This window comes from Streptomyces laurentii (assembly GCF_040635425.1).
Lineage (GTDB): Bacteria > Actinomycetota > Actinomycetes > Streptomycetales > Streptomycetaceae > Streptomyces > Streptomyces laurentii.
The window spans coordinates 31,543-54,667 of record NZ_JBEYHT010000013.1 but is presented as its reverse complement, the minus strand read 5'-3'; the positions used below and the strand labels follow the sequence as shown (position 1 = coordinate 54,667).

At 70.9% G+C, this 23,125-nt stretch carries 25 protein-coding genes; 10 read left to right on the top strand and 15 right to left on the bottom strand.

Annotation, left to right across the window (positions count from 1 at the left end):
- The first annotated feature begins 113 nt into the window (after window positions 1–113).
- Window positions 114–386: a WhiB family transcriptional regulator gene (locus tag ABZ693_RS11345; RefSeq protein WP_359875685.1), complete on the top strand. Its 273-nt coding sequence runs from the start codon at window positions 114–116 to the stop codon at window positions 384–386.
- Between the two features lie 156 nt (window positions 387–542).
- On the opposite strand, the gene ABZ693_RS11340 is transcribed toward ABZ693_RS11345, so the two are convergent.
- Window positions 543–1,517 carry an acyl-ACP desaturase gene (locus ABZ693_RS11340; protein WP_359875600.1) on the bottom strand — a complete coding sequence of 325 codons (975 nt, stop codon included), beginning with the start codon at window positions 1,515–1,517 and terminating at the stop codon, window positions 543–545.
- 374 nt (window positions 1,518–1,891) lie between these two features.
- Entirely contained in the window at window positions 1,892–2,269 is a 378-nt protein-coding gene (locus tag ABZ693_RS11335) for a winged helix-turn-helix transcriptional regulator (RefSeq protein WP_359875599.1), read from the bottom strand.
- A gap of 80 nt (window positions 2,270–2,349) precedes the next feature.
- On the opposite strand from ABZ693_RS11335, the gene ABZ693_RS11330 reads away from it, so the two are divergent.
- On the top strand, window positions 2,350–2,760 hold the full coding sequence (locus tag ABZ693_RS11330; RefSeq protein WP_359875598.1) for a RidA family protein: 411 nt from the start codon (window positions 2,350–2,352) through the stop codon (window positions 2,758–2,760).
- A gap of 186 nt (window positions 2,761–2,946) precedes the next feature.
- Here ABZ693_RS11330 and ABZ693_RS11325 read toward each other — a convergent pair whose 3' ends face one another.
- From ABZ693_RS11325 to ABZ693_RS11315, 3 genes are all read right to left on the bottom strand, one after another.
- Window positions 2,947–4,587 carry an ABC-F family ATP-binding cassette domain-containing protein gene (locus tag ABZ693_RS11325; RefSeq protein ID WP_359875597.1) on the bottom strand — a complete coding sequence of 547 codons (1,641 nt, stop codon included), beginning with the start codon at window positions 4,585–4,587 and terminating at the stop codon, window positions 2,947–2,949.
- Between the two features lie 407 nt (window positions 4,588–4,994).
- Window positions 4,995–5,411, bottom strand: a complete 417-nt coding sequence (gene ssgD / locus ABZ693_RS11320) for a spore wall synthesis regulator SsgD (protein WP_359875595.1) — start codon at window positions 5,409–5,411, stop codon at window positions 4,995–4,997.
- Window positions 5,412–5,656: 245 nt separating this feature from the next.
- The gene (locus ABZ693_RS11315) at window positions 5,657–6,124 is read right to left on the bottom strand and encodes a (4Fe-4S)-binding protein (protein WP_359875594.1); all 468 of its coding nucleotides are present in this window, start codon (window positions 6,122–6,124) and stop codon (window positions 5,657–5,659) included.
- Between the two features lie 84 nt (window positions 6,125–6,208).
- Here ABZ693_RS11315 and ABZ693_RS11310 point away from each other — a divergent pair, with 84 nt between their 5' ends.
- A complete protein-coding gene (locus tag ABZ693_RS11310; RefSeq protein ID WP_359875592.1) occupies window positions 6,209–7,306 on the top strand; it encodes a WD40/YVTN/BNR-like repeat-containing protein in 1,098 nt (365 codons plus the stop codon).
- Window positions 7,307–7,575: 269 nt separating this feature from the next.
- Here the strand turns inward: ABZ693_RS11310 and ABZ693_RS11305 are convergent, their stop codons facing one another.
- Window positions 7,576–7,791 (bottom strand): hypothetical protein, encoded by a 216-nt coding sequence (locus tag ABZ693_RS11305; protein WP_359875591.1) that lies wholly within the window; start codon window positions 7,789–7,791, stop codon window positions 7,576–7,578.
- Here ABZ693_RS11305 and ABZ693_RS11300 point away from each other — a divergent pair.
- The gene (locus tag ABZ693_RS11300) at window positions 7,757–8,323 is read left to right on the top strand and encodes a zinc-binding dehydrogenase (RefSeq protein ID WP_359875590.1); all 567 of its coding nucleotides are present in this window, start codon (window positions 7,757–7,759) and stop codon (window positions 8,321–8,323) included. The genes ABZ693_RS11305 and ABZ693_RS11300 overlap by 35 nt on opposite strands.
- Before the next feature lie 72 nt (window positions 8,324–8,395).
- Window positions 8,396–8,953: a hypothetical protein gene (locus ABZ693_RS11295; RefSeq protein WP_359875589.1), complete on the top strand. Its 558-nt coding sequence runs from the start codon at window positions 8,396–8,398 to the stop codon at window positions 8,951–8,953.
- Window positions 8,954–9,047: 94 nt separating this feature from the next.
- On the opposite strand, the gene ABZ693_RS11290 is transcribed toward ABZ693_RS11295, so the two are convergent.
- The 7 genes from ABZ693_RS11290 to ABZ693_RS11260 all read right to left on the bottom strand — a co-directional run bounded on the left by ABZ693_RS11290 (window position 9,048) and on the right by ABZ693_RS11260 (window position 16,802).
- Window positions 9,048–9,455 (bottom strand): hypothetical protein, encoded by a 408-nt coding sequence (locus ABZ693_RS11290; RefSeq protein WP_359875588.1) that lies wholly within the window; start codon window positions 9,453–9,455, stop codon window positions 9,048–9,050.
- Between the two features lie 101 nt (window positions 9,456–9,556).
- The gene (locus tag ABZ693_RS11285; RefSeq protein WP_359875587.1) at window positions 9,557–9,898 is read right to left on the bottom strand and encodes a DUF5713 family protein; all 342 of its coding nucleotides are present in this window, start codon (window positions 9,896–9,898) and stop codon (window positions 9,557–9,559) included.
- A 120-nt stretch (window positions 9,899–10,018) separates the two neighbouring features.
- Complete coding sequence (locus ABZ693_RS11280; RefSeq protein WP_359875585.1) at window positions 10,019–10,555, bottom strand: DUF6262 family protein; 537 nt, start codon at window positions 10,553–10,555, stop codon at window positions 10,019–10,021.
- Window positions 10,552–12,372, bottom strand: coding sequence for a tyrosine-type recombinase/integrase (locus ABZ693_RS11275; RefSeq protein WP_359875584.1), 1,821 nt, complete (start codon window positions 12,370–12,372; stop codon window positions 10,552–10,554). Before ABZ693_RS11275 ends, ABZ693_RS11280 begins: the two co-directional genes overlap by 4 nt.
- A gap of 659 nt (window positions 12,373–13,031) precedes the next feature.
- Window positions 13,032–14,201: a tyrosine-type recombinase/integrase gene (locus tag ABZ693_RS11270; RefSeq protein ID WP_359875684.1), complete on the bottom strand. Its 1,170-nt coding sequence runs from the start codon at window positions 14,199–14,201 to the stop codon at window positions 13,032–13,034.
- A gap of 337 nt (window positions 14,202–14,538) precedes the next feature.
- The gene (locus tag ABZ693_RS11265; protein ID WP_359875583.1) at window positions 14,539–15,999 is read right to left on the bottom strand and encodes an amino acid permease; all 1,461 of its coding nucleotides are present in this window, start codon (window positions 15,997–15,999) and stop codon (window positions 14,539–14,541) included.
- Entirely contained in the window at window positions 15,999–16,802 is an 804-nt protein-coding gene (locus tag ABZ693_RS11260) for a gamma-glutamyl-gamma-aminobutyrate hydrolase family protein (RefSeq protein WP_359875581.1), read from the bottom strand. Before ABZ693_RS11260 ends, ABZ693_RS11265 begins: the two co-directional genes overlap by 1 nt.
- A 58-nt stretch (window positions 16,803–16,860) precedes the next feature.
- Between ABZ693_RS11260 and ABZ693_RS11255 the strand changes: the two genes are divergently transcribed.
- Window positions 16,861–17,580, top strand: coding sequence for a FadR/GntR family transcriptional regulator (locus ABZ693_RS11255; protein ID WP_359875579.1), 720 nt, complete (start codon window positions 16,861–16,863; stop codon window positions 17,578–17,580).
- Window positions 17,581–17,652: 72 nt separating this feature from the next.
- Here the strand turns inward: ABZ693_RS11255 and ABZ693_RS11250 are convergent, their stop codons facing one another.
- The gene (locus tag ABZ693_RS11250) at window positions 17,653–17,955 is read right to left on the bottom strand and encodes a YciI family protein (protein WP_359875577.1); all 303 of its coding nucleotides are present in this window, start codon (window positions 17,953–17,955) and stop codon (window positions 17,653–17,655) included.
- Window positions 17,956–18,141: 186 nt separating this feature from the next.
- Between ABZ693_RS11250 and ABZ693_RS11245 the strand changes: the two genes are divergently transcribed.
- Both ABZ693_RS11245 and ABZ693_RS11240 read left to right on the top strand, forming a co-directional pair.
- Entirely contained in the window at window positions 18,142–18,879 is a 738-nt protein-coding gene (locus ABZ693_RS11245; protein ID WP_359875575.1) for an endonuclease V, read from the top strand.
- Window positions 18,880–18,938: 59 nt separating this feature from the next.
- Window positions 18,939–19,343 (top strand): VOC family protein, encoded by a 405-nt coding sequence (locus tag ABZ693_RS11240; RefSeq protein WP_359875573.1) that lies wholly within the window; start codon window positions 18,939–18,941, stop codon window positions 19,341–19,343.
- A gap of 43 nt (window positions 19,344–19,386) precedes the next feature.
- Here the strand turns inward: ABZ693_RS11240 and ABZ693_RS11235 are convergent, their stop codons facing one another.
- Window positions 19,387–20,586, bottom strand: a complete 1,200-nt coding sequence (locus tag ABZ693_RS11235; RefSeq protein WP_359875571.1) for a saccharopine dehydrogenase family protein — start codon at window positions 20,584–20,586, stop codon at window positions 19,387–19,389.
- Between the two features lie 183 nt (window positions 20,587–20,769).
- On the opposite strand from ABZ693_RS11235, the gene ABZ693_RS11230 reads away from it, so the two are divergent.
- The gene (locus ABZ693_RS11230; RefSeq protein WP_359875569.1) at window positions 20,770–21,954 is read left to right on the top strand and encodes a CaiB/BaiF CoA transferase family protein; all 1,185 of its coding nucleotides are present in this window, start codon (window positions 20,770–20,772) and stop codon (window positions 21,952–21,954) included.
- A complete protein-coding gene (locus ABZ693_RS11225) occupies window positions 21,951–23,102 on the top strand; it encodes an acyl-CoA dehydrogenase family protein (protein WP_359875568.1) in 1,152 nt (383 codons plus the stop codon). Before ABZ693_RS11230 ends, ABZ693_RS11225 begins: the two co-directional genes overlap by 4 nt.
- Window positions 23,103–23,125 lie beyond the last annotated feature (23 nt).

The following is a 23,125-nucleotide window of genomic DNA, read 5'->3' as shown; positions in this document are numbered from 1 at the left end:
GGGGAAGCGTAGGGGTGGCCGGAACAGGTTCACCGGATCTCGGCGCGCCGCGTTGATCGGACGTTGATGGCGCGTTTACGACGGTCGGAGAAGCTGCGTTCATGACCGACACGATGATCGCCCCGCTCGCTCCCGCCGCCCCGCAGAACCTGCTCCCCCTGGTCCCCGACCTCTCCTGGCAGGAGAACGCGCTGTGCGCCCAGGCGGGCCCGGAGTTCTTCTTCCCGGCGCCGGGCTCCTCGACCCGCGAGGCCAAGCAGCTGTGCGGGGCCTGCGAGGGGCGGGTGGCGTGCCTGGAGTACGCGCTCGCGCACGACGAGCGGTTCGGCGTGTGGGGCGGGCTCTCGGAGAAGGAGCGGATCCGGCTCAAGCGCGTCCGGGGCTGACCCGCCGTGGGGCTTTCGCCCCGCCGGCCGGCCGCGCCGCCCCTTCCGTACGCCCGTCCCTTTGAGCCTTACGCCACGGATCTCCCGCGGCAGCCCGCTCCTGCCCGTCGTTCCCGCCTTATCCGCCGTTCGTCCCGGCCGTGCGCGGTCAGCGCGTCAGTGTGCCGCTCGGGCCGCCATCCGCGCCTTGCGGGCCGCCAGACGCTCGTCGAACTTCGACGCCTCGGTGTCCAGGCCGTCCATGTAGAGACCGAGCTCGTCCTGCGCCTGCAGACCCTCCGGCCCGAGCCCGTCGATGTCGAGGACCTTGAGGAAGCGCAGCACCGGCTGGAGCACGTCGTCGTGGTGGATGCGCAGGTTGTAGATCTCGCCGATCGCCATCTGGGCCGCCGCGCGCTCGAAGCCCGGCATGCCGTGTCCGGGCATCCGGAAGTGGACGACGACGTCGCGCACGGCCTGCATCGTCAGGTCGGGAGCGAGCTCGAAGGCCGCGCCGAGCAGGTTGCGGTAGAAGATCATGTGCAGGTTCTCGTCGAGCGCGATACGCGCGAGCATGCGGTCGCAGACCGGGTCGCCGGAGTGGTGTCCGGTGTTGCGGTGCGAGATGCGGGTGGCGAGTTCCTGGAACGCGACGTACGCGATCGAGTGCAGCATCGAGTGGCGGTTGTCGGACTCGAAGCCTTCGCACATGTGGGCCATGCGGAACTTCTCGAGCTCGTCGGGGTCGACCGCGCGCGAGGCGAGCAGGTAGTCGCGCATCACGATGCCGTGGCGACCCTCCTCGGCGGTCCAGCGGTGCACCCAGGTGCCCCAGGCGCCGTCGCGGCCGAAGAGGGTGGCGATCTCGTGGTGGTAGCTGGGGAGGTTGTCCTCGGTCAGCAGGTTGACGACCAGAGCGGTGCGGCCGATGTCGCTGACCTTGGACTGGGAACGGTCCCAGGCCTCGCCGTCCTCGAAGAACGCGGGGAAGTTCCGGGCCTCGGACCAGGGCACGTAGTCGTGCGGCATCCAGTCCTTGGAGATCTTCAGGTGCCGGTCCAGTTCCCTCCCGACCACCTCTTCCAGCGCGTACAACAGGCGCGCGTCGGTCCACCCGGCGGTGCCAGGGAGGTGGGGAGAGGTGAGCGTCACGGGAACTCCTGGGGACGGAGAAGGGCATACGGAATTACCTACGGATACGTAGGTTACGAGACCGTAGGTTAAAGGGCCGATAAGGGGTGGGCCAATCCGGGGCCGAGGGGATTGGGGGAGGAGTCCCAGGTCATGGGTGTGCGGGGGCGGTGGGGGAAGCGTCGTCGGGGTGACGGGTGGGGGTTCACGCGATTCCACCGGGGATCGCTCCGAGGCGCTGTGGCGCGTGCGGACCGGTGGGGTGGGGCTCGGTTTGCGGCTGATCCGAGGGGGGCCACGTCTGCCGGTTGGGGGCGCGCGGTCGTGGAATGGGGCATCCGGGCACGGCTGAGCGGTCGGCCGCCGTCGTTCGGCTGGGACTCATGCCCCGCTGGTCACTGCCCGTGGGTGGGATCTTCCTGTGTGTCGAAGGCTTCGCGGGCGCTTTCGATGGCGGGCAGGTGTTCCGCGGCCCATTCCAGCAGTACGTCGATGGGCTGCCGGAGGGTCTTGCCGAGAGGCGTGATGCGGTAGCTGATCGCGACGGGACGGGTGGAGAGGACGTCGCGCTGGATCACGCCGTTGCGTTCGAGCCGCCGAAGGGTCGCCGTCAGGGATTTCTGGGTGACTTCGGGGATGGCGCGGCGCAGCTCGTTGAAGCGGCAGGGGCGTTCGCAGAGTTCGTCGAGGATGCTGAGGGACCACTTGTCGAGCACCTGGTCGAGGAGTTCGCGGTGCGGGGTGTCGATGCGGAATTCGTCGGCGGTATCCATGGCGAAACCTGGTCTCGTTGAAGTGCCTTCTGGTCACTAAGTAGCTTACGGATACCTTGGATGAGCAGGAGGAAATAGTCATGGCAGTCAGGCACTTCACGCCCGCGGGCATGCTGCGGCCCACCCCGTACCATCATGTGTCCGTCGGTACGGGCACGACTCAGGTGCATGTCAGCGGGCAGGTCGCACGGCAAGCGGACGGAACCCCGGTGGCGCCGGGTGATTTGGCGGGGCAGGTGGCTCAGGTGTTGAGGAACACCGCTGTCGGCCTGGCGGGTGCGGGTGCCTCATTCGCGGATGTCGTGCGCCTGACGTTCTACGTGACCCAGTGGAGTCCGGAGAAGATCGGTGACTTCATGGCCGGGGTGGAGGCGGTCGCGGAGGAGGTCGGACTCGGAATCCCCATGCCGCCCGCGTCGCTTATAGGCGTGGACTCTCTCTTTGAGCCGGATGTCCTCGTGGAGGTCGAAGCGACCGCGATGATCGACTAATTCGCCGCACATTCGGAGATCCCCGGTAGGGGGCGTGGGGCGAATTGATTCGTCACGGGAGACTCCTGGGTCGCCTCTGAAGTCACACCAGTTCACCCCCGCCCCATCCCGTACAGCCGCCTCCCCGCCCAGGCCTGCCCAGCCCCAACCCACCAGGCAGGCCCGAACGTCATCAACCAGACCCGCTCACCGATCCGCGAACCCCTCCCTCGCCTCCCCCTCCGTCGTCGGCCGCAACGTGCCGTCCAGCACCAGCCAGCGGCTGATCCCCAACGACCGCAGGAACGTGACGTCGTGGCTCGCCACGACCAGCGCCCCCTCGTAGGCCTCCAGTGCGGCCGTCAGGCTCCGCACCGACGCCATGTCCAGGTTGTTGGTCGGCTCGTCCAGCATGAGCAGCTTCGGTGCCGGCTCGGCCAGCAGCAGGGCCGCCAGCGTCGCGCGGAAGCGTTCGCCGCCCGACAGCGTCTCCACCGGGCGGTCCGCCCGCGCGCCCCGGAACAGGAACCGCGCCAGTCGCGCCCGGATCTCGTTGGGCGTCGCCGCCGGCGCGAACCGCTTGACGTTCTCCACCACGCTCAGTCCGTCGTCCAGCAGATCCAGCCGCTGCGGCAGGAAACGCAGCGGCACATGCACCGCCATCTCTCCTTCCGCCGGGGCCAGTTCGCCCGCGATCGTCCGCAGCAGCGTCGTCTTGCCCGCGCCGTTCCGGCCGAGCAGCGCCACCCGCTCCGGGCCCCGCAGCTCGAACCCGCCGTCGACCCGCGACCCGTGCCGCAGCTCCAGGTCGCGCAGCAGTAGTACGTCCCCGCCTGGATGGACCTTCGTGCGGGGCAGTTCGATACGGATCTCGTCGTCGTCCCGCACCGCCTCCACCGCCGTGTCCAGGCGCGACCGCGCCTCGGCCAGCCGCTCGGCGTGCACCGCCCGGTGCTTGCCCGAGGACACCTCGGCGGCGGCCTTGCGGGTGTTGGCGACGATCTTCGGGGCCACCCGGTTCTCGAAGCTCTTCTGCCCGTAGCGCCTGCGACGTGCCAACTTCGCGTGTGCGTCGCCCAGTTCCCGCTTCTGCCGCTGGACGTCGGCCTCGGCGACCCGCACCATCCGTTCGGCCGCCTCCTGTTCGACCGCGAGCGCCCTCTGGTAGTCCGACCACGTCCCGCCGTACAGCGTGACCTCGCCGTCCCGCAGATCGGCGATCTGGTCGACCCGCTCCAGGAGTTCGAGGTCGTGGCTCACCACGACCAGCACTCCGGACCAGGCGTCCACCGCCTCGTACAGCCGACGCCGTGCGAACAGGTCGAGGTTGTTCGTCGGCTCGTCGAGCAGCAGGATCTCCGGCCGGGCGAGCAGCAGCGCGGCCAGCCGCAGCAGCACCGACTCGCCGCCCGAGATCTCGCCGACGGTGTGGTCCAGGCCGATGTGCCCGAGCCCGAGCTGGTCGAGTACGGCCCGCGCCCGCTCCTCCACGTCCCAGTCGTCGCCGACGGCCGTGAAGTGCTCCTCCGCGGTGTCGCCCGACTCGATCGCGTGCAGGGCCGCCCGGGTCCGCTCGATGCCGAGGACCCGGTCGATCCGCAGGTCGGTGCGCAGCACCAGATTCTGCGGCAGATACCCGATCTCGCCGGCGGCGCGGACGGATCCCGATGCCGGGGCGAGTTCCCCGGCGAGCAGCTTGAGCAGGGTCGACTTCCCGGCCCCGTTGAGGCCGACCAGACCGGTCCGGCCGGGGCCGACGGTCAGCCGGAAGTCGTCGAGGACCTTCGTCCCGTCGGGCCAGGAGAAGGAAAGGTTCGTGCAGGTGAGGAAAGTGGGATGAGTCGCCATGGAGGCCTCCCGGTCGCAGTTCACGGTCAGGGGATCGCGTGAGACACCGGGGCGCGGACGAAAGCCGTGACAGAGCGGCAGCCAGATCAGCCAGATCAGCCAGATCAGCCAGATCAGCCGGTATAGCCAGATCAGCCAGGAGAGCCTGGAAAGCTGGAATACCCAGGAAGCTGAAGCTGTATCAGCCGAAACAGCGGGAAGGCAGGGCTCGTTCGCTCATACGCCGAGGTCGAGGACGGCACACGCGGCGGCGATGCGGCACGCGCGGCACGGTGTCTCGAATCTCAGCAAAGCAACGGCCTTCTCCGATCAGGCGACTGTATGGGGCCGGGAAGAAGGCTAGGGCGCGGCCGTCGGCGGCCGCAATCGAATTACCGGCGACACGGGACGGCGGCGCTCGGCCTCCGTCACGGGCGGTCCTTCAGCAGGTTCGCCAAGTCCGCGTCCCAGTCCAGGTACTGGTGCTCGCGTCCCCAGGGCACCACGCGCTGCGAGCGCTCCAGGAAGCGACGCAGCTCGGCCGTGCGGACGTGCACCATGGCCACGCCCTCGGGCGCGTGGAACTCGACCACCGTGCGGTCGTCCCCGTACGGCCGCAGCCGTACGTCCCCGACCCCGGCGGGCCCTTCGACGCCCTCGGCGAGCAGTTCGCGCCCGAAGGCCCAGGACACCTCGACCCCCTCCAGGGTGGCGGGTGGCGGGAAGGCCATGCTCACGGCGTACGGGTCCGCGCGGTCGTACCGAAGGGTGGCGGCGACGGCCTCCGTCCGCGGCGCGGACGCCACCAGTCGGGCCTGCACGGGCTGCTCGAAGACGGTGGACATGGATCGGCCTCCTGTCGCGCGGCTGCGTTCTCTGGCATCTCCCTGACACAGGGAAGGACGAACCAGAGCGCCGGATCGTGTACCGAGGGGGTACGTGAGCTGCGTCACCGTCCGGCTCGCCGCGGACCCGACTCCACCCCGCCGCGTCCGCCGCCCCCGCCCCGACCTGCCGTATTCGCTCGGGAAAGCCCCCCGCCGATGGCCGTCCGCCCAGGTCAGCGCTGGTCAGCGTTCGTCAGTGTTCGTCAGCGCTCGTCGGCGTGGTCGAAGTCGCCGCCCGCGCAGGCGCCGGAGTGGTCGCAGTACGGCTGGTTGCCCGACGCCCCGCAGCCGCACAGCACCACCCGCGTCTCGCGCCGCTCGCCCGCGCCGGAACGCACCCGCAGGTCGCCGCGCATCAGCAGCCGACCGTCCGGCATCCGGGTCACGGTGGTGGGCGTGTCGGCGGGCTCGGCCGAACCGTCCTCCGGCCGGTACTGCAGCGCGCCCGACGGGCAGCGCCGGACCACCTCGGCGACCAGGTCGGGGGCCGCGTTGCCGGGCTGCACCCAGGGCCGCTGCTCCAGGTCGAAGACGCTCGGCAGGCCGCGTACGCACTCGGCGGCGTGCAGACAGCGGCGCGGCTCGAAGGTGACGGTGATGCCCGCGCCGTCGTATTCCTTGACCTTCGGCTTCTCCTCCGGGGCGGGGTCGGCCCCGCTGCGGTCCGTCATGCCTCCCAGCCTAGGAAGGTGCGGTCCGGTGCGCACTCTGGACGGGATCTTCCCGGTGGGCTAGCTTCGCCCGCCATGACGTCCATGGGGAAGACGAGACAGAAGAGCCCGCTGAGGCGGCGACTGGTGGCGGCTCTCGGGCTGGCCGGGGCCGTGCTCGCGCTGGCGCCCGCCGTCCCGGCCGGCGCGCACGGGCGGACGCCCGAGCCCGGTGCGTGGCAGCTCACCGCCACCGGCACGGACGCCCGGTTCCGGGGGCTCGCCGCGGTGAGCCGGTCGGTGGCCTGGGCGGCGGGTACGAGGGGGACGGTGCTGCGCACCACCGATGGCGGACGGACCTGGCGAAACGTCTCTCCGGCCGGGGCCGGGGAACTGGAGTTCCGCGATGTGGAGGCGTTCGACGCCCGGCGGGCCGTGGCGCTCGCCATCGGCGAGGGCGAGGCGTCCCGCGTCCTGCGCACCGAGGACGGCGGGCGGACCTGGACCGAGTCCTTCCGCAACACCGACCCGCGTGCCTTCTACGACTGCATGACCTTCTTCGACAACCGCCACGGGCTGGCCATGAGCGACCCGGTGGACGGCAAGTACCGCATCCTGTCCACCGGCGACGGCGGCCGGTCCTGGCGGGTCCTGCCCGACGCCGGCATGCCCGCCGCCCAGCCCGGCGAGGCCGGTTTCGCGGCGAGCGGCCAGTGCCTGGTGTCGTCCGGGCCCAAGGACGTGTGGCTGGCCACCGGCGGCGGCCCGGCCGGGCGCGTGCTGCACTCGGCGGACCGCGGGCTGAACTGGACCGCGGCCGAGACGACCATCCCGGCCGGGGAGGGCGCCAAGGGCGTCTTCGGGCTCGCCTTCCGCGACCGCCGGCACGGCCTCGCGGTCGGCGGCGATTACCGCGCCGACCAGGCCTCCCCGCGGGCCGCCGCCGTCACCGGTGACGGCGGACGCGGCTGGACCGCCTCCGCCACCCCGCCGTCCGCCTACCGCTCGGGTGTCGCCTGGCTCCCGCACAGCGCGTCCGCGGCCCTCGCCGTCGGTCCCACCGGCACCGACCTCACCACTGACGGCGGCCGTACCTGGCGGACCATCGACACCGGTTCGTACGACACGGTCTCCTGCACCGCCGACGGCGCCTGCTGGGCCGCGGGCGAGAAGGGCCGCATCGCGCGCTCGGCCGTCCGCTAGGTTCAGGTCGACCGACCGGGAGGGGCGGAAGCCGCAGCGGTTCGTGCGCCGGGGAGGCACCTGTTCGGTGCGCTGCCCGGCGCACGATGCTGTCGTCGGCCTCGGCCGGGGGGAACCGGTGCCGATGGCCGCGAAGCTGTCGCGGGCCGGCGAAGACGCCCGCTCGCCGTCGCGGGAGCACCTTTCCAGCGGACCAGGACGTAGGCGGAGCCGCCCGACGGCACAGCACACCGGACGTCACAGCACACCGGCCGGTCGCCGGTGCCGCCTCACAGCGCGTCCGGAGGCGGCTGAGGCGGTGTGTGGGCACCTTCCGGGCGCAGGCCGTCGAAGATGATCGCGAGGTATCGCCGCCACAACTCGGGTGAGGCGGCGGGGACGTAGCCGGCCACGACGGGCTTGACCGCGCGGGCGGTCGCGAGGACCGGGAACGTCCGGCCGGGCGAGCGGGTGCTGGTCGTCGGGGCGACCGGCGGTGTCGGCACCGCGCTGATCCCGCTGCTCGCCGCCGCGCGGGCCCACGTGATCGCCACGGCGACCGACGGCGACGCCGAAGTGCTGCGCGCGCTGGGCGCCGACGAGACGATCGGCTATCGGGCTTCGGATGATCCGGCCGACGTGGACGTCGTGGTCAACGCCGTCCTGCCGGGCGACCGTCTGTCCGTTCTCGCCCGCGCGCTGCGTCCCGGCGGCCGCCTGCTGACCGTCACCCATCCAGTGCCCACGACGGAGATGGTCGGGCGCGACGGCATCGAACTGCACTTCGTCATCGGCCTGGACGTCGTGCTCGGCGACATGCGCGACATGCGCGGCATGCGCGACATCGGTGAAGCGGCGGAACGGGGAGAGCTGCGCGCCACGATCGGGCGCCGCTACCGCCTCGACGAGGGCCCGCGGGCATGTGTCGACTTCTGCCTTTCTGTCTGGTTGGTTGCGGGTCGAGATATTGGTCGGCCGGTGTTGTCCCTGATCAGAAACGCTGCGACCAGACGGGTCGCTGCGCGACAGCTGTCGTAGACGGTGCTGGACGACGACGTAGAGTGGCCCGAGGCTCGACTGTTGGGGCCTCCAAGGGGACGGGGGCTCTCGATGGGCATGAACAAGGCGGCCAGGACCGAGTGGTGGGAGAGTCTGCCTGCCGGGATCCGCGACGAGATCGACGGATACATCCTTCAGGACTCCCTTCTCGGGGCAGTGCGTGTCATCGTCGCCATCGGCCTCGTTCCCCACGGGATCGGTGTTGGTACTGCTCAGCTGATCGCCAATGACCGCTATCTCCACTACGGGGACCGGATTGCACGCGAGCCGGAGAGCTCCCTCGATCTGGAGTCGCTGGCCTATCGGGCGGCCGGGTGCGAGGGCCGCATCGTGGCGATCGAGGCGATCTGGGATGGTGACACCGTCCACGACTGGTTCGTACGGCTGCTAGCCATCACCGCCGATCCGGCGGGAGAGGCCCACATGGCCACCGTCTACTGGTCAACGGCCAAGCGATACCTCGCCGAGGACGCGGATGGCGACCCGCGCCACCCCGCAGCGGTAGCTGTCGAGCGGGCGGGGCGTGTTCTTGCTGAGTACCTCTCTGTACCGTTCCACTTCGCCAGCCCGGACACACCCGATGATGAGGCCCCGCGCTGGCAGCCCTGAGCGACGATCGGCTCGGGCGGTCCTGGCTGCTCAGGGAATTCGCCCCGCGGGTGAACGCGCGAGGTGTGCTGTTCAGCGAAGGGGATCGGCTCCGTCACGCCGTCTCGGCACTGATGACGATGTCAACGGCACGAGCCCGTCCCTGCGGGTCGTCGACAGATACCCGGACTCGCCGCCGGCCCGGCATGCCGAGCAGGGAAGTGGTGAACCGGCTCTCGCCGACCACGTCCCCGACGACGAGGCGGCCATCGCTTAGCAGAAGATGTCCGTCGAACACCGTGCTCAGGCTTTCCATATCCCGTCCCTGGCTATCCGAGTCATCGTGATCTTGGAAGATCCGTACCTTGACCAGCACGGTCTGGGCCTGCACGCGGACGATGAGGTGAGTGTCGCAGGCAGCTGCGGGCTCATTGTTGAGAGCCAGTGTCGTGGGGATCCACTCGGTCGAACCGATGGCCAACACTGGGTGATTCACGTACAGGTCGATACCTGCGATCTGCATCGTGCGACTCCTGTGCCATCCGTGATGTCCCTGGAGGATAGGTCTCCGCACTGACAGCGCCATGGGGCAGGTGACCGGGCGGGTATCAGGCTGGCCTTTGCTCACCAGTCTCTGCCGGCGATCAGCTCCTCTGTATCCGCGTCTGCGAACCCGTATGCCGACGCGACAAGCCAGAACTCCTCAGCGATCCACTCACGCGCGACTGTCTCGATCTCACTGCCAGCTGCCTCGAACTCCGCTTCCAGAAGGTTGAACTCCTCCGTCGCGGCCTGGGTGAGCGCGTACAAGGCTTGTAGATTCGGCGGCTGCTCAGCCTCGATCCGCTCGCACAGCCGCAGCAGGATCGCCCTGCCCTGGTCGACGACGTGATCGGGGAAGTACGAGTCCTCGTACATGGGCCGCAGAAACGCGTGCCCTGCTACCTGCTGATTTGTGATCGGCATGGCGCCTTCCCGTCTACAGAGAACTGACGCGCTGATCATGCACGACACCACTGACAGCCACGTTGTTCATGCATGCCAGATCACTCGTGACCAGCACTTTCACGACAGGCCGTAATGAGGTCAGCGAGAGGTGCTGTTGAGCTGGGTCATCAACTCCCGGTTCGTGGCTCGGGATGCCCGGAGGTCTTCTTCGCGTTCGGAGAGCTGGTCGCGGAGCTCGGCGACCTGTTGTTCAAGGTGGTCGATCTTCCGCTGGAGGGTGTCGGTGTCGGTAGGAGCACCGAGGCCAGTGGCGCGCCAGGCGTCCTGGCCAAAGGCTTCAGACAGGCGTTGTTCGAGGCGGGCCACGTGCTCCGCAAGGCGGGTGTTGCGTTCGGTGAGGTTGGCCAGATCGCTCAGCAGGGAGTTCCGGCTGACCTGCGGTCCGCTGGTGTTGTTGGGTGGTTGGGCCGCCCTGGCCGCCACGGCTGCGTGGAGGTCGCCGTGGCGGTAGATCAGACTGCGGTGGACGCCGGCCAAGCGGGCGACGGCGGAAACACTGATCGGCTGGCCGTCGCGGGTCAGGTCGTCGAGTGCGGCCAGCACGCGCCTGCGGCGGCGGGTGGAGTCATCGGTTCGGGCCTGGGCGAGCCGGTCGGCCGGAGAGGTTGGCTTCATGCTTCCCGTTCGAGTGGAGGGCCACCGGCGGCTGGCCGGAGGGTGGGCATGCCGAGCTGTACGGCGCGGGACCGGCGCAGGGCCGAGGTGGCCTGACGGATCTCCTCCCGTTCTTCGGCGGTGAGGGCGTCGAGGTTGCTCTCGAGCCTGCGGATCAGACGCCGTAGGCGACTGATCTCCTCCTCGGACGGTGTTGCTTCCGCCCGGGCCCAGGCGTCGAGCTCGGTGGCCGCGGCCAGCCGTTCCCGGTCTCGAAGCAGGGTGTCGAGGTAGGCCCGCAGGTCCGGAAGGTAGGAGGGGTCGGTGCGGAAGTGATCACAGCCCAGGCACCGGAACCGGAAGGGGCAGGCGTGTCCGCCGGCTTTGACGTTGCTGGGTTCGGCGCAGATCCCGAACGGTACGGCGACCTGCCCGATCCGCATCCGGGTGTGCTCGTGGTCCAGGAGGGCTTTGGCCTCGTCCCACAGCCGGCCGCCGTGTCGGTCGAACTGGAGGGTGACCAGGCGATCGACGGCCTGACGCGTGCGCTTCTCGGAGACCCGGTAGTACGTCTGTGTGGTGCCGAGGGTCTTGTGTCCCATCAGCTCCCGCAGCACGTCCACCGGCGTCCCGGCATCGGCGTGCCGTTGGGCGTAGCTGTGCCGGTAGGCGTAGAGCGTGATCCGTGCCTTGTCGAACTCATCCCCCGCGGCGGTGAGCAGGGGCGGCATGGTGTTCAGCCACTCGCGATGGAGTTGGGAGAGGAACATCGACCGGTAGGGCTTGGTGCCGTCCGGGTTGAAGTTCGGGTTCGGGAACAGCACGAGCTGGTCCGTGGGGGTGTCCGGGAAGCGGCCGCGGACGAGGTCGCGCTGCTCGCGGATCATCGAGGCGGTGGTGTCCGGGATCGGCAGCTGGCATCGCAGCCTGTTGTTCTTGAAGTCGGTGTAGACAAGGACGTGCTTGCCGTCCGCGTCGGTCTCCAGACAATCCCAGGGAAGTTTTTGCACCTCGTCTGGGCGCCGGCCGGTGTCGATAAGGATCTCTACCGCGATCCGAACGTGCCGCCCTCCGGCCGGGGCTCCCGACCGGCCGTTGCGTCGGCTGGTCTCCAGGGTGTCCAGCCGTGCGCACAACTGGGCCAGGATCTCCTCCGGCAGAGCCCGCCCGCCGCCCTCGTCCTCTGGTGGCCGGGGAATGTCGCCCTTGCGGAACGAGAAGTCGTCGGGCAGCCCAGCCAGCATCTGGCGGGGCCGGGTCAGACCCATCTCACGGATCTCGCGCAGGAACCGTGCGCACCATCGGCAGATCGTCACTCGCAGGTTCGGACTGATCTGCCCGGTGTGCTCCAGGTAGGCCAGGCGCTGCTGGAAGACCTCGACGTCGGTGCGGCGCAGCCGCTCTGGGGCGTCCCCGTGGTCCTCGCGATTGATGCGCAGGCTGTCGGAGAGCCGCTCCAAGCAGACGACCATGGCCATGAGGGAGTTGGGGATGTTCCGGCCGTAGCGGCGGGGAATGGCATCCAGCACCCACGCCTTGGCCGCCCGCCGCAGCCACTCCTGGCTCAGGCCGGTGAAGTTCATGGTGCGGCCCTTGCCCAGCCCGAAGACCTCCGCGTCCCACACGTCCTTGAGCTGCTCCAGTTCCGGCGTGGCCAGACCGACGCGGATGTCGGCCGTCATCGACTTCCACACCCCCGCCATCCGCGTGTTCGCCTCGACCGCCAGCTGGCTCAGACTGGTGACCTGCTGGGCGCGAGCCGTGTCGCACAGGCCTTTGAACGCCGTGTGCAGCAGCCGGACGTGCCGGTCCAGGCGCTGCTGAGTTCCGAACAGCAACTCGGCGACAACGAGGTCCGGTAATCCGCGAAAGCTGATCAAGGTGCCGTCGTGGACCGCTGGCGCGGTCCGGGACCACAGCCCGAGATCGACGTCCGGATCCTTTCGCCTGGCTTCGTTCCAGCTCCATCGGTGCCCCGCGCAGAATCCGCCGCGGTCCTTACTCTGCCGGTGACACGCTGCCACCGAGCACGGCTCCAACGCCGGCTTCGGTCCCACCCGCGGATCGAGGACGAAGTCCTCGATCGTCTCGATCCCGAGGCGGTACTTCTGATCCATGTGGCTGAGGCAGACCGGGTTGTCGAACGACCTCCAGACCCGCTCGCACCCCGGCACCCGGCACGGGCCATCGGTGCCCGTGAAGATCCGAACCGCTGTTGTCAGGAAGTCCTCCAAGTCCTGCTCGCCGGCCCGCCACCGTCCTCGGCAGGTGGCACACAGGGGAGCGCCACCTCCCAGACGGGCAGGCGCGATGCAGTTCCGCACGGTACAGGACCGGTACCCGATCAAGGGATGATCCGGCGACGGCCGTGCGATCCGCAGCCGCTCGTCCCACCCCAGCCGGACCAAGAAGTCCTGCCGCACTCGCGAGAACAGCCGCTCGGCCTGGGCGTCCTCCCGCCCGCTGTCGGGCGGCGGTGCCAGCGCGGCCTCAACATTCATGAGCGAACCTCCCCGATGAGCGATCCCACGCGGTCGACCGCGGCCCGCAGGCGCTGCGGCGACGGGTGGAGGTAGACCTGCGTGCTGGTCACCGACCGATGGCCCAGCAACTGCTGGACCTCGTCGATGGCGGCACCGGCCTCGACCACGTTGGTGGCGAAGGCGTGCCGCAGAGAGTGCGGATGGATCACCCGCTCCAGCCCCGCCCGCCGGGAGAGCCGCACGAGCAACTCGTTGACCGCCCCGGGCTTCACCGGTGCCCCGGCCGGCGGCCGGGCCAGGTTCACCAGCACTATGTCGCTGAGTGCCGCCTCAGCACATCTCGCACGCTCCACCGCGTACTGGTCGAACGCCTGGACCACCAGAAAGTCCACCGGCACTGCCCGGGACCGACGCGACTTCGCCCACGCGCCCGAGCCGTTGTCCCGACGCACCACGTGAAGGTGCGAGCCCGGCACCGAACAACCCAGGTGTCGGGCACTGACGACGAAGTGGATGTCCTCCCGGCGCAGACCCACCGCTTCCCCGCGGCGCAGACCCGCGCGCGCCATCAGCAGGACGATCAGTCGATCCCGTGCCGTCCGGCAGGCCCGCAGCAGAGCCACTACCTCGTCGTCGCTGGCCCGGTCGACTGGTGCGTCCGGGACCGCGGCCCGATGCCGGGCTCGGGCGTAGAAGCGGGGCCCGCTCGCCTCACCACGAACCTCGACAGGAAGGTCACGATCATCAGCCACTTCGTAGAGCATGCCCAGCACCGCCACCGGAGCGTTGCCCACGGCGACCTGGTGCTTCAAGAACTCCCGCACCCCGGCCAGGATCGTGTTCACCCGGCGAGGGCCTCGAACCGGCTGTTGCCCCGGTCCAGGGACCACCAGATCCCCATCTAGCCGGACGTGCCGCAGCCAGAACATGAAAGACCCGAGACGACCCGCGCACTCCCGCCAGTCGAGACCCGACCGGGCACACCAGATCAGGAACAGCTTCATCGCGCCCGCGTACGTCGCGGTCGTCGACTCGGCCTGGTCCCGGCCGAACCGCACGTGCCGCAAAAACTCATCCACCTCGGCAATCGGCGCGAGCTCGTCTTCGTCCAGCACCGTCCAGTACCGGTCACCCGACGGCATCCGCACCACGAACGGCCGCAACCGCACTTTCCTCTTCTCCATCACGGGCGCATCTCAGCAACACCTGCGACGTCCGCGACACCGGTTCAGGAACTGTCGGCCACAGATTCACCGCCCAGGGTGACGCGACAGTGCACGACACTTCCTGCAACCCAAGGGAACGTCCGTACGCACACCACGGGCAAACTCGTCGTCACGATGTAAACCCGTGCCGCTGCCGCGCCGACCCGGCGGCGAACTTCCGGTCGGAGTGCCGGCCGGGGCCTGTCGAGGCCTGTCGGAGGTGGCCACGCCCCGGCCCCGGCTCTGGCCCGGCCCCGGCTCTGGCCCGGCCCTGGCTCTGGCCCCGCCGGGGCCGGGGCCGGAGCCACCGTCCGGATCACGCGGCAGGTGTCGCGTCCCTTCGCTGCAGCCACAGGCCCGCGAGGGCCACGGCCACGGTGAACCCGAGCGCCAGCACGGCGTCCACGCGCGACTCCGGCAGGACGATCATCACCGCGTACAGCCCGAGGAGAGCGATCAGGGTCGCCCAGGTCAGCCAGGGGAAGAGCCAGACCCCGGTACCGGAGGCGGGCCGGAGACCCTCGGAGCGGTCGCGGCGGCCGAGCATCAGGTGCGCCGCGGCGATGCCGATCCAGGTGACGTAGACGGTGTCTCCGGTGATGCTGACGAGCCGGCTGAACGCCGTGGTCGGATGGAAGACCTGGAGCAGCAGGCAGAGCACCGCGACCGAGACGGTCAGGAGAATGGCCGTGTGCGGCACACCGCGGCGGGAGACGCGGGCGAAGAGGGACGGGGCGTCGCGGTCCCGGGCCAGCGCGAAGAGCATCCGGGAACTGGCGTAGACCTGGGAGTTCATCGTGGAGAGCATCGCCGCGAACAGCACGACGTTCAGCACGGTGGACGCGCCGCGCAGACCGAGATGGGAGAGGGTCGCGGCGAAGGGGCTCTCGCCCACGGCGGTGCTGTTCCAGGGCAGGAGCAGGACGATCACCGCCAGCGAGCCGAGGTAGAAGACGGTGACCCGGAGCAGGATGGTGCGGGTGCTCTTGCGGATGGCGGTCGCGGCGTCCTGGGCCTCTCCCGCGGCGATGGTCACGATTTCGGTACCGGAGAAGGAGAACATCGCGCCCGAGGTGGCGATGACGACGCCGCCGAGCCCCATGGGGAGGAAGCCTCCGTGGTCCACCAGGTTCCCGACGCCGGGCGTGGGCGTTCCCGGCAGCAGGCCGGCGACCGCGACGAGGCCGACGGCGATGAACAGGGCGATCACCGCGACCTTGATCCAGACGACCCAGAACTCCATCTCCCCGTAGGCGCGTACCGAGAAGAGGTTGACGGCGGTCACAAGGCCGACCATGGCCAGGGCGGTGAGCCAGACCGGCAGGGCCGGGATCCAGCCGTGCACGATCCGGGCCGTCGCGATGGCCTCGACACACAGGCCCAGGGGCCAGCCGATCCAGTAGATCCAGCCGCTGGTGAATCCGGCCCAGCGGCCGAAGGCCAGCCGGCCGTAGACGGCGAAGGCGCCGGTGTCCGGCCGGGTCATCGACATCTCGGCCAGCATCCGCATGATCAGGACGACGATGGCGGCCGTGAGGGCGTAGGCGATCAGAATGCCCGGGCCGGCCTGCTGGATGCTGACTCCCGAGCCGACGAAGAGTCCGGCGCCGACCGCACCACCGATGCTGATCATGGTGATGTGGCGGCTGTGGAGGCTTCGCGCCAGCGTGGTCGCGCCGCCGCCGGATCCGGCTCCAGCGGCGGTGGCGGTGTCACCCGCCGCCGGAGCCCCGCCCGTGTCCGGGCGGCGCGTCGCCGTCCCGTTTCCTTGCCCCATCACCGGTCACCCGTCCGGGGCCCGGCGTCCTCGCGCTCGGCCCGCTCGACCTGTTCGAGCAGCGCGCGGAACAGCGGCAGTCGCAGCTCGGAGCTGGGCACGAACGCTTCGGGGTGCCACTGGACACCGACGGTCCACGGCGTCGTGCCCGAGTCCTCGGGGCCGGCGTACGCCTCGACGGCCTCCACGCAGCCGTCGTCGGCGCGGGCGGCCACCCGCAGTCCGGCGCCCACCCGGTCGACCGCCTGGTGGTGGCCGGAGGACACCGGCATCCGGTCGCGACCGAAGACCTCGGCCACCGCGGTGCCGGACACGAGCGCCACCTCGTGGACCGCCCACTCGTCGCCGGGCTCCGGGTCGTGCGCCACGGAGGTCTTCGGCAGATCGAGGTGGAGGGTGCCGCCCCGCATGATGTTGAGCAGCTGCATGCCGCGGCAGATCCCGAGGTACGGCAGCCGCTTCTCCAGGGCGTAGCGGATGACGGCCGTGTCGAGCCGGTCCTGCGCGGGGTTGACGTCGTACAGGGCCGGGTGCGCCGGATCGGCCCCGTACAGCGCCGGGTCGACGTCCCCTCCGCCCGGTACGACGAAGCCGCGGCAGTCCGCGAGGAGGGAGTCCTGCGGGGTCCCGTCGGAGCCGGGCCGAAGCAGGACGGGCTCGGCACCGGCGTCGCGGATGAGCGTGACGACGTCGTCGAAGATGCGGTTCGCCTCGACGACGCGCTGGTCGGCGCCGGGCGCGTCGGCGTCGCTGAGGCGCACGGGTATGCCGATGCGGGGTGCCGTGGGCTCAGTCGTACTCATAGGCTCTCCAGTGATCGCAGACTTGCAGCAGAAATGCGAAATCTAGAGGATAGGTTTCATGGACGACAAGGGTTGGGCGCGTCACATTGCGCCCGTGCGTGCCGCCGGGGCCGCGGAGGCCATCGCACGACGGCTCAGCGAGCTGATCGGCGCGCGGATTCTCGTCGGCGGTGATCGCTTCCCGCCGGAGAAGACCCTGGCCGAGATGTTCGACGTCGCCGTCATGACCATTCGCCACTCGATGGCGGTCCTGCGGGAGGAGGGCCTGATCGAGACCCGGCGCGGCTACCGCGCGGGAACCTACGTGGTCCCCGATGTCCTCACCCGGATCCGGGAGCTGACCGCTCTCCACCCGTACACGCTGGACGACATCGAAGAGCTGACGGTCTGGCGGATCGCGGTGTCGGGGGAGGCATCGGCCAGGGCAGCCCGGCGCGCCTCCGAGGCGGGGCTGGCCAGGCTGCGTGAACTCGAGGCCGCCGCCGACGCGGCGATCGCGGAGGCGGAGGCGTATCGCACCCTGGACGCGGGGCTCCACCTGCACATCGCCGAACTCTCCGGCTCCCGGCGGCTGGTGGAGGCCGAGCGGGGCATCCAGGACGAGCTGACCCGGCTGCTGGCCGACCATCCCGGCGGAGTGGAGGCCCGGAGCACGCCCGGCCAGCAGCATCGCGGTCTGGTCTCGGCGATCGAGGGCAGTGATCCGGCGAAGGCCCGCGAGCAGTTCACCGTTCACGCCGAGGCCACGGCGGACCTGTTCCTCCCCTTCGTCCAGTAGGCGACAGGTCCGCGAGGTGGTACGGGGAGACCGGCAGGGGGTACGCCTGCCGGCTCCCGACGGCATCCTTCGTTACGAGGCGGGCAACTCGTCCCGGAACGGCGCGAGTTCCTTCACCGTCTTGGTGGCGAGGAATTCCATGATCCGGTACGTGCACACGCCCGCGACGCTGAACGGGTCGGTCGCCACGATCATCTCGATCTCCGAGCGGCCGACCCCGCCGGCCAGGATCACCCCGCCCTCGCGCGGCTCCTTCCGGCCCGACGCCAGGAACACCCCCTCGGCGTACCGCGCTTCCAGCCAGGTGCGATGCGCGGGAATCAGCTCGTCGATCCGCTCGATCGGCGCGGTGTACGTCAACTCCAGTACGAACATACGAGCCAGGCTACGCCTCGCCCCGAGAGCCCATCCCGGCGAGGGGGTTGGCGCCCGGCTCCGCCATGCCGGCTCCGCCATGCCGGCTCCCCGCCCTCGTCCCCGGCGCGAGGGCGCCGCGAGGGACCGGCGAATGCCCGCGCGTGCCCGCGCGTGCCCGCGCGGGTGGCGCGTAGGGTCCGGAGCATGAAGATCATCGAGATTCCCGCCGGGTGGCCCGCCGGCGAGGGTGCGGCGCTGGCCGTGCAGGAGGAGCTGCGCGGGCGGCTGGTGCTGGGGGAGGAGGGGCCCGAGGCGGGGACGGGGCACGTCACCGGGCTCGACGTGGCCTACGACGACGAGCGCGACCTGGTCGCCGCCGCGGCCGTGGTCCTCGACGCCCGCACCCTGGAGGTGGTCGAGGAGGCCACCGCCGTCGGGCGGGTCTCCTTCCCGTACGTGCCCGGGCTGCTCGCCTTCCGGGAGATCCCCACCGTGGTCGCCGCGCTCGACCGGCTTTCCGCCGACCCCGGCGTGCTGGTCTGCGACGGGTACGGCCTCGCCCACCCCCGCCGCTTCGGGCTCGCCAGTCACCTCGGGGTGCTCACCGGGCTGCCGTCGATCGGTGTCGCCAAGAACCCGTTCACCTTCACCTATGAGCAACCCGGCCCGGAGCGCGGCGCGTTCGGCGACCTCGTCGCCGACGGCGAGACCGTCGGACGCGCGCTGCGCACCCGCGCCGGGGTCAAGCCGGTGTACGTCTCCGTCGGCCACCGGGTCTCCCTGGACCGGGCCTGCGCCCACACCCTGCACCTGAGCCCGCGCTACCGCCTCCCCGAGACCACCCGGCACGCCGACGCGCTCTGCCGCCGGGCCCTCGCCGAGGCGCTCGCGGCGACGGAGCAGGAAGCGGCCGAGGGCGCGACGACCGGCCGGGACGCCTGAGTACCCGTAAGTATCCGTACGGATACCGGGGGTGTGATCAAGGACGGCAGAGTGGCTCCATGACTTCCCCCGGTACGGCGCTTCCCTCCGCGATCGGCACCTTCCAGTGCCTCGTGCTCGACTGCCCCGACGTGATGGAACTGGCCCGCTTCTACCAGCGGTTGCTCGGCGGTGAGATCAACAGGCCCGACGCCCAGTGGGCCGTCGGCGCCGCGTGGGCCACTCTGCACGACGCCTCCGGCGCCCCGGTGCTCGCCTTCCAGGGCGTGGCCGACCACCGGCCCCCGGTGTGGGGCGCGCCCGAGCAGCAGTTCCACATCGACGTACGGGTCGCCGACCTGGACGTCGCGCACGAGGCGGTCCTGGCGCTCGGCGCGCGGCGGCTCGACGACGACGGGGGCGACCGGTCCTGGCGCATCTACGCCGACCCGGCCGGTCACCCCTTCTGTCTCGTACGCCACTGATTCCGTCTCGTACGGCGCTGAGCGCGGTCGCCGGCGGCCCCGCTCAGCCCGAGTGCGCCACCCGGAAGCGCAGGCCCGCCGCCCGCAGCCGGCCGAGGAGCGCGTCGCCCATCGCGACCGCCGTGGTGACCTGCCCGGCCGTCGCGGGCAGCGGGTCGAAGGCGAGGCTGAGCGCCGACTCGGCCAGCATCTTCGCCGTCTCGTCGTAGCCCGGGTCGCCGCCCGAGACCTCGGTGAACACCCGTCGGCCGCCGCCCTCCCCGACGAAGCGCACGGAGAACCAGCTACGGGCCCGCCGTTCGGCGCTCGGCCCCTTCCCCGACGCGTAACACTTCGTCAGCCACGCGCGTACGGCGGGCAGTTGCGCCGCCAGAACGCCCGTGCCGACCGCCGCCGAGCCGCCCAGGGCCACCGGCAGGGTCTTCAGCGAGGCGTAGTGGCGGTAGCGGAAGTCCGGCCCGTAGCGGTCGAGGGCCCGCGCCGAGCGGACCACCACCTGCGGATCGAGCGTGGGCAGCGGCAGCGCCCAGGTGCCGGTCTCCCGGCTGAACCGGGGCCCGCCGAGCGGCGCCCGGGCCCGCCGGTTCACCGACCGCGGTTCGTGCAGCCGCCGTTCGCGCGCCGCGTCCAGCATCTCCCGGCCGCGCCCGAACGCGGAGAGGGCCGAGGCGAAGGTGCCGCCCGAGAAGAGCGCGCCCGCCCGGACGAACCCGTCGACCCGCAACGGCACCCCCTCCGGCAGCTGCCGCACCGTGAAGTAGACGCCGAGGTCGTGCGGGACCGAGTCGAAGCCGCAGGCGTGCACGAGGCGGGCGCCGGTCTCGCGGGCCAGGGCGTCGTGGCGCACGTACACGCGGTCGACGAACTCCGGCTCCCCGGTCAGGTCCAGATAGTCGGTGCCGGCCCGCGCGCACGCGGCGACCAGCTCGTCCCCGTACCGGATATAGGGGCCGACCGTGCTCGCCACGACCCGCGCCGAGCGGGCGAGCGTCCGCAGCGACACGGGGTCCTCGCTGTCCGCGACGAGCAGCGGCAGTGCGGCGCAGTGCGGCCACCGGTCGGCGAGCCGGTCGCGCAGCGCGGCGAGCCGGTCCCGGCTGCGCCCCGCCAGGGCCCAGCGGCAGTCCGCCGACGCGTGCGCGGCCAGATACTCCGCGGTGAGCTCGCCCACGAACCCGGTCGCCCCGAAGAGCACCACGTCGTACGGCCGCTCGGCCGCCCTCGTTTCCGCCCCAGTCTCCACGGCCTCTCGCCTTCCCCTCGCGCCCCGGCCCGTATGTCGTCGGCGGACTCTAGCGGAAGCGTCCGATCCAGCCGAGGTAAGCGCTTGCTCGGCCCGGGGGCTTGTGCGGAGTGGAACACGTTCCTAGCATCTCCGGTGTTACAGCATTGATGTCACACACTGGCGCAACTCCCTGGGGGCCTGATGACGACACCCGGACCGTCCCGCACCGGCCCGCTCGCCGGGATCCGTGTGGTCGAACTCGCCGGCATCGGCCCCGGCCCCTTCGCCGCCATGGTCCTCGCCGACCTCGGCGCCGACGTCGTCCGCGTCGACCGCCCCGGCGGCACGGCCCTCGGCATCGACCCCGCGTACGACCTCACCAACCGCAACAAGCGGTCCGTACGCGTCGACCTCAAGGCCGCCGACGGCCCGGCCACCGTGCTCGACCTGGTCGCCCGCGCCGACGTCCTCGTCGAGGGCTACCGACCCGGTGTCGCCGAACGCCTCGGCGTCGGCCCCGACGCCGCTCTCGCCCGCAACCCCCGGCTCGTCTACGGCCGGATGACCGGCTGGGGCCAGGACGGCCCGCTCGCCCCCACCGCCGGGCACGACATCTCCTACCTCGCCGTCACCGGCACCCTCGGCATGATCGGCCCCGACCCCGAGGGGCCACCCACCATCCCCGCCAACCTGGTCGGCGACTACGCGGGCGGCTCGCTCTACCTCGTCATCGGCATCCTGGCCGCCCTCCGGCACGCCCGCGAGCACGGCGAGGGCCAGGTCGTCGACGCCGCCATCGTCGACGGCGCCGCCCACCTCGCCACCATGATCCACGGCATGCTCGCCGCCGGCGGCTGGCAGGACCGGCGCGGGGTGAACCTGCTCGACGGCGGCTGCCCCTTCTACGGCACGTACGAGACCTCCGACGGCGGCTACATGGCCGTCGGCGCGCTGGAGCAGCGGTTCTACGACGAGTTCGCCCGCCTGCTCGGCATCGGGGAGGCCGCCGGGGCCCGGTTCGACCTCGCCCGCTGGCCCGAGCTGCGGACCGCCGTCGCCGCCCGCTTCCGCACCCGTACGCGCGCCGAGTGGACGGCCGTCTTCGAGGGCACCGACGCCTGCGTGGCCCCCGTCCTCTCGATGCGCGAGGCGCCCGCGCACCCGCACCTCGCCGCGCGCGGCACCTTCGTCGAGCACGCCGGCCAGGTCCAGCCCGCGCCCGCGCCGCGCTTCTCCGCCACCCCGGGCACGGTCCGCACCGGACCCGTCCTGCCGGGCGCCGACACCGACGAGGTCGCCCGCGACTGGGACGTACCAGCCCTCCGCCCATCCGGGCTTCCCGCCCCGACCGACCAGCCCGACGACGCCAAGGAGCAGCAGGCATGAAGCGCCGGCTCTACACCGACGACCACGAGGCGTTCCGCCGGACGGTCCGCACCTTCCTCGCCAAGGAGGTGCTGCCGCACTACGAGCGGTGGGAGAAGGACGGCGTCGTCTCCCGAGAGGTGTGGCGGGCCGCCGGGCGGCAGGGGCTGCTCGGCCTCGACGTCGACGAGGAGTACGGCGGCGGCGGGATCCCGGACTTCCGCTACAGCGTCGTCCTCGCCGAGGAGTTCACCCGGGCCGGCACCCCCGGCCTCGCCATCGGGCTGCACAACGACATCATCGGCCCGTACTTCACCTCGCTCGCCACAGAGGAGCAGAAGCGCCGCTGGCTGCCCGGCTTCTGCAGCGGCGAGACCGTCACCGCCATCGCCATGACCGAGCCCGGCGCCGGCTCCGACCTCCAGGCGATCCGCACCACCGCCGAGGACCGCGGCGACCACTGGATCCTCAACGGCTCCAAGACCTTCATCTCCAACGGCATCCTCGCCGACCTGGTCGTCGTCGTCGCCAAGACGACCCCCGAGGGCGGCGCCCACGGGCTCTCCCTCCTCGTCGTCGAACGCGGCATGGAGGGCTTCGAGCGCGGCCGCAACCTCGACAAGATCGGCCAGAAGGCCCAGGACACCGCCGAACTCTTCTTCCGTGACGTCCGCGTCCCCAAGGAGAACCTGCTCGGGCAGCTCGACGGCGCCTTCGTCCATCTGATGACCAACCTCGCCCAGGAACGGCTCGCCATCGCGGTCGCCGCCATCGCCGGGGCCGAGCACCTGCTGGAGCTGACCAGCACGTACGTCAAGGAGCGCGAGGCCTTCGGCCGCCCGCTCGCCAAGCTCCAGCACGTCCGTTTCGAGATCGCCGAGATGGCCACGGAGTGCGCCGTCACCCGTACCTTCGTCGACCGCTGCGTCGAGGAGCACATCGACCCGAACGGCACCGGCCTGGACGCGGTGAACGCCTCCATGGCCAAGTGGTGGGCCACCGAACTGCAGAAGCGGGTCGCCGACCGGTGCCTGCAACTGCATGGCGGATACGGCTACATGAGCGAATTCCCGGTCGCCAGGGCGTTCACCGACGGCCGGATCCAGACCATCTACGGCGGGACGACCGAGATCATGAAGGAGATCATCGGCCGTTCCCTGCTCGGCTGACCCCGCCGCCGCCCGCCCGGATC

Excerpts from the sequence above, each read along its gene's own strand:
- ABZ693_RS11245 (WP_359875575.1), top strand. The coding sequence starts at position 18,142 with ATGAAGATCATCGAGATTCCCGCCGGGTGGCCCGCCGGCGAGGGTGCG.
- ABZ693_RS11345 (WP_359875685.1), top strand. The coding sequence starts at position 114 with ATGATCGCCCCGCTCGCTCCCGCCGCCCCGCAGAACCTGCTCCCCCTG.
- ABZ693_RS11280 (WP_359875585.1), bottom strand. The coding sequence starts at position 10,555 with ATGAAGCCAACCTCTCCGGCCGACCGGCTCGCCCAGGCCCGAACCGAT.
- ABZ693_RS11330 (WP_359875598.1), top strand. The coding sequence starts at position 2,350 with ATGGCAGTCAGGCACTTCACGCCCGCGGGCATGCTGCGGCCCACCCCG.
- ABZ693_RS11240 (WP_359875573.1), top strand. The coding sequence starts at position 18,939 with ATGACTTCCCCCGGTACGGCGCTTCCCTCCGCGATCGGCACCTTCCAG.
- ABZ693_RS11285 (WP_359875587.1), bottom strand. The coding sequence starts at position 9,898 with ATGCCGATCACAAATCAGCAGGTAGCAGGGCACGCGTTTCTGCGGCCC.
- ABZ693_RS11290 (WP_359875588.1), bottom strand. The coding sequence starts at position 9,455 with ATGCAGATCGCAGGTATCGACCTGTACGTGAATCACCCAGTGTTGGCC.
- ABZ693_RS11270 (WP_359875684.1), bottom strand. The coding sequence starts at position 14,201 with ATGGAGAAGAGGAAAGTGCGGTTGCGGCCGTTCGTGGTGCGGATGCCG.
- ABZ693_RS11310 (WP_359875592.1), top strand. The coding sequence starts at position 6,209 with ATGGGGAAGACGAGACAGAAGAGCCCGCTGAGGCGGCGACTGGTGGCG.
- ABZ693_RS11325 (WP_359875597.1), bottom strand. The coding sequence starts at position 4,587 with ATGGCGACTCATCCCACTTTCCTCACCTGCACGAACCTTTCCTTCTCC.
- ABZ693_RS11250 (WP_359875577.1), bottom strand. The coding sequence starts at position 17,955 with ATGTTCGTACTGGAGTTGACGTACACCGCGCCGATCGAGCGGATCGAC.
- ABZ693_RS11225 (WP_359875568.1), top strand. The coding sequence starts at position 21,951 with ATGAAGCGCCGGCTCTACACCGACGACCACGAGGCGTTCCGCCGGACG.
- ABZ693_RS11315 (WP_359875594.1), bottom strand. The coding sequence starts at position 6,124 with ATGACGGACCGCAGCGGGGCCGACCCCGCCCCGGAGGAGAAGCCGAAG.
- ABZ693_RS11295 (WP_359875589.1), top strand. The coding sequence starts at position 8,396 with ATGGGCATGAACAAGGCGGCCAGGACCGAGTGGTGGGAGAGTCTGCCT.
- ABZ693_RS11335 (WP_359875599.1), bottom strand. The coding sequence starts at position 2,269 with ATGGATACCGCCGACGAATTCCGCATCGACACCCCGCACCGCGAACTC.
- ABZ693_RS11255 (WP_359875579.1), top strand. The coding sequence starts at position 16,861 with ATGGACGACAAGGGTTGGGCGCGTCACATTGCGCCCGTGCGTGCCGCC.
- ABZ693_RS11265 (WP_359875583.1), bottom strand. The coding sequence starts at position 15,999 with ATGGGGCAAGGAAACGGGACGGCGACGCGCCGCCCGGACACGGGCGGG.
- ssgD (WP_359875595.1), bottom strand. The coding sequence starts at position 5,411 with ATGTCCACCGTCTTCGAGCAGCCCGTGCAGGCCCGACTGGTGGCGTCC.
- ABZ693_RS11230 (WP_359875569.1), top strand. The coding sequence starts at position 20,770 with ATGACGACACCCGGACCGTCCCGCACCGGCCCGCTCGCCGGGATCCGT.
- ABZ693_RS11260 (WP_359875581.1), bottom strand. The coding sequence starts at position 16,802 with ATGAGTACGACTGAGCCCACGGCACCCCGCATCGGCATACCCGTGCGC.